This window comes from Enterobacter sp. PGRG2, from assembly GCF_030291195.1.
Lineage (GTDB): Bacteria > Pseudomonadota > Gammaproteobacteria > Enterobacterales > Enterobacteriaceae > Enterobacter_D.
In genome coordinates this window covers 2,355,139-2,359,108 of sequence record NZ_CP127837.1, presented here as the reverse complement: position 1 = coordinate 2,359,108, position 3,970 = coordinate 2,355,139, and the positions used below count along the sequence as shown (strand labels likewise).

4 protein-coding genes are annotated in these 3,970 nt (G+C 57.4%); all 4 read right to left on the bottom strand.

The window, feature by feature from the left end; genetic code table 11:
• Nucleotides 1-42: 42 nt before the first annotated feature.
• The 4 genes from cysA to QRD42_RS10235 are packed head-to-tail and all read right to left on the bottom strand — an operon-like array spanning nucleotide 43 to nucleotide 3,845.
• Nucleotides 43-1,137 (bottom strand): sulfate/thiosulfate ABC transporter ATP-binding protein CysA, encoded by a 1,095-nt coding sequence (cysA, locus tag QRD42_RS10250; protein ID WP_321987040.1) that lies wholly within the window; start codon nucleotides 1,135-1,137, stop codon nucleotides 43-45.
• Complete coding sequence (gene cysW, locus QRD42_RS10245) at nucleotides 1,127-2,002, bottom strand: sulfate/thiosulfate ABC transporter permease CysW (RefSeq protein WP_321987039.1); 876 nt, start codon at nucleotides 2,000-2,002, stop codon at nucleotides 1,127-1,129. Before cysW ends, cysA begins: the two co-directional genes overlap by 11 nt.
• Nucleotides 2,002-2,835 carry a sulfate/thiosulfate ABC transporter permease CysT gene (gene cysT, locus QRD42_RS10240; protein WP_072567662.1) on the bottom strand — a complete coding sequence of 278 codons (834 nt, stop codon included), beginning with the start codon at nucleotides 2,833-2,835 and terminating at the stop codon, nucleotides 2,002-2,004. Before cysT ends, cysW begins: the two co-directional genes overlap by 1 nt.
• Complete coding sequence (locus QRD42_RS10235; RefSeq protein WP_072567661.1) at nucleotides 2,835-3,845, bottom strand: sulfate ABC transporter substrate-binding protein; 1,011 nt, start codon at nucleotides 3,843-3,845, stop codon at nucleotides 2,835-2,837. The genes cysT and QRD42_RS10235 overlap by 1 nt, the downstream gene beginning before the upstream one ends.
• Nucleotides 3,846-3,970 lie beyond the last annotated feature (125 nt).

Genomic DNA, 3,970 nt, shown 5'->3' with positions numbered 1-3,970 from the left:
TATGTAGGCCCGGTAAGCGAAGCGCCACCGGGCATTACGTCCTCACGCGGATTCCGCCAGCGGCAGTTCTTCGTGATTTTCGATTCGCTCATTGCCGTGGTACAGGCGCGCGTGTTGCAGGCCGACAAACAGCCGTTCGCCGCGCACCGGCGCATCATCTCCGCGCATCACCACGGCTAAAGGTTCGTCATACCAGCCCAGAGGCTGCACCACCAGCTGCGTATAATGCCCTTTCGGGCTGGCTTCGATAACCTGCACCGGCAGCGGTGAATCCAGACTGGTGCGACGGCTGATGTCCACTTCCCACGGGCGCAGGAACAGATCCACGTCCCCCTGATGGGCTGGCGTATAACCCAGCGGCCAGCGGTGCGCGCCGACGTGGAACTGCCCACCGCGTACCGTGCCTTTCAGACGGTTCACTTCGCCCATAAATTCCAGCACAAAGCGGGTCGCCGGTTCGCGCCACACCTGCTCCGGCACATCAACCTGCTCGATGTTGCCCTGACTCATTACCACCACGCGATCCGCGACTTCCATTGCCTCTTCCTGATCGTGGGTGACGAACACGCTGGTGAATTTCAGTTCTTCATGCAACTGACGCAGCCAGCGGCGCAGTTCTTTACGCACCTGCGCATCCAGCGCGCCGAAAGGCTCGTCGAGCAGTAAAATCTGTGGATCTGGCGCCAGCGCGCGGGCCAGCGCCACACGCTGTTTCTGGCCGCCGGAGAGCTGCGCCGGGTAACGATCGGCGAGATGCGCCAGCTGCACCATCTCCAGTAATTTGGTCACTTTCGCTTTGATGGCGAGGGCATCCGGACGCTCGCGACGCGGCAGCACCGTCAGGCCAAAGGCGATGTTGTCGAATACCGTCATATGGCGGAACAGCGCGTAATGCTGGAACACGAAGCCAACTTTACGATCGCGGGCATGCAGACGGCTGACGTCGGTGCCCTGAAAACGGATGCGACCGCTGGACTGGTGCTCCAGCCCGGCAATAATGCGCAGCAACGTGGTTTTCCCGGAGCCGGACGGCCCCAACAGCGCTACCATTTGTCCGGAAGGAATATCCAGCGAGATGTCATTGAGCACCTGGGTGCGTCCGAATGACTTCTTAATGTTGGCGATCTCAATGCTCATGATGTTCCTCCTGTTGCGCGCGTTTTTCCTGATTGTGCAAACGCCACTGCAACCCACTCTTTAAAAACAGGGTCAAAATAGCCATCAACGTCAGCAGGGCGGCGGCGGTAAAGGAGCCTACCGTGTTGTAATCCTGCTCCAGCAATTCTATCTGTAACGGCAGCGACAGGGTTTCACCGCGGATCGAGCCGGACACCACCGACACTGCGCCAAACTCGCCGATGGCACGGGCATTGGTCAGCACCACGCCATAGAGCAGCGCCCAGCGGATATTGGGTAAGGTGACGCGGCGGAACATCTGCCAGCCGGACGCGCCGAGCAAAATGGCGGCCTCATCTTCATGACTGCCGTGGCTTAACATCACCGGCACCAGCTCGCGCACCACGAAGGGACAGGTCACAAAGATGGTCACCAGCACCATGCCTGGCCAGGCAAACATGATCTGCATATCATGCGCGTCCAGCCAGCCGCCGAGGGGTCCGTTGGAGCCATAAAACAGCAAATAGACTAAACCGGCCACCACCGGCGAGACGGCGAACGGAATATCCAGCAGCGTCAGCAACAGCTGACGGCCCGGAAAATCAAAGCGCGTCACCAGCCAGGCCAGCAGAATACCGAACACCAGGTTCACCGGCACGGTGATCAGCGCAATCATTACCGTCAGCCAGATGGCGTGCAGCATGTCCGGATCGGCAAGGTTTTGCAGCACCGGCATCAGCCCTTTGCTGAAGGCCTGCACGAAGATATAGATCATCGGCACCAGCAGGATGAATGCAGAAAGGATCATCCCGGTGCCGATCAAAAACCATTTGCCCCAGTTAATACGGGGCGCGTCAAAGCGTTTCAATTGGATAACGTCCGCCATTAGTGACCTACCACACGCCGGCCAAAGCGACTTTGCAGGGTATTGATGGAAAACAGCAGCAGTAAGGATGCCGCGAGGATCACCGAGGCAATGGCGCTCGCCGCCGGATAATCAAACTCCTGGAGGCGCACGAAAATCATCAGCGATGTCACTTCCGTTTTCCACGCGATGTTACCGGCGATAAAAATCACCGCGCCAAACTCCCCCAGACTACGGGTAAAGGACAGCGCCACGCCCGCCAGCAGCGCCGGGGAAAGCTCCGGCATCACCACTTTGCGGAAACTCTGTAAGCGGGTTGCGCCCAGGGTTTGCGCGGCTTCTTCGTATTCCGGGCCTAACTCTTCCAGCACCGGCTGTACGGTACGAACCACAAAGGGGATGCTGGTAAAGGCCATCGCCACCGCGATACCAAGCCAGGTATAGGTGACTTTAATATCGAACTGCGCCAGCCACTGGCCGTAAAAGCCGTTAACGGAAAACAGCGACGCCAGGGTTAAGCCCGCCACCGCCGTGGGCAGCGCGAAGGGTAAATCCATCAGCGCGTCGAGCAGCGTACGCCCCGGAAAACGGTAACGGGTGAGGATCCATGCCATCAGCAGGCCAAACACGCCGTTGAAAATGGACGCCACAAAAGCCGACAGCAGCGTGACTTTGTAGGCCGCCACCACCTGCGGATTAGTGATCACTTCCCAGTACTGCGCCCAGCTCATTTGCGCCAGCTGCATCACCAGCGCGCTTAACGGCAGTAATAAAATCAGGCAGACGAACAGTAAACTGGTGCCAAGACTCAGGGTAAAGCCCGGCAGCACGCGCCGGGTCGACATGGCAAACATCAGCTACGCCCCGCCGCCAGCAGTTTGTCCAGCTCGCCGCCGGTGGTGAAGTGGGTTTTCATCACCTCAGGCCAGCTGCCGAACTGATCTTCCACGCGGAACAGGTCGGTCTGCGGGAATTTATCCTGCAGTTTTTCCATTACCTGCGGATTGTTCACGCGGTAGTAGTAATCGGTGATGATGGTCTGCGCCTGCGGGCTGTACAGCCAGTTCAGATAAGCTTTCGCCGCTTTTTCTGTGCCATTGGCCTTAACGTTTTTATCCACCCAGGCGACCGGGAATTCCGCGAGGATATTCACCTTCGGCACCACGACTTCAAAGCCCTGCGCTTCATACTGTTTGCGGATGTTGTTTACTTCCGATTCAAAGGTGATCAGCACATCGCCGAGGCCGCGCTCCACAAAGGTGGTGGTCGCGCCGCGTCCGCCGGTATCAAAGACTTCGACGTTTTTCAGGAACTGGGTCATGAATTTTTCAGTTTTGGCTTTATCGCCGCCGTCGGCTTTTGCCGCAGCGCCCCAGGCCGCCAGATAGGTATAACGCGCGTTACCGGAGGTTTTCGGATTCGGGAAGATCAGCTTCACGTCAGAACGCACCAGATCGTTCCAGTCGTGGATATTTTTCGGGTTACCTTTGCGCACCAGGAACGCCATGGTGGAGTAAAACGGCGAGCTGTTATTCGGCAGACGGCTCTGCCAGTCCGCCGGGATGAGCTTGCCTTTATCATGCAGGATCTGCACGTCAGTGACCTGGTTATAGGTCACCACGTCAGCCTTCAGGCCTTGCAGGATCGCCAGCGCCTGTTTTGAAGAACCGGCATGGGATTGTTTGATGGTCAGTTTGTCGCCGCCATTGTCCTTCGCCCACTGCTGTTCAAACGGCGGATTCAGGGCGGCAAACAGCTCGCGGGAGACATCATAGGAGCTGTTAAGCAGTTCCGTTGCCTGCGCCTGAGCCACCAGCAACAGGGATGCTGCAAGCGTCAGATATCCTTTTTTCAGTTTGGTCATGGCGGTGCGCACCCTTATAAGTAGAAAGACTGTTCGGATCACAGTTTATTTATAAGCAGTACGAAAGGAGTAACGGTTTTATATACCGTTTGGTGATTTGCAAGTTGAAAAGAGAATAAGGCAGC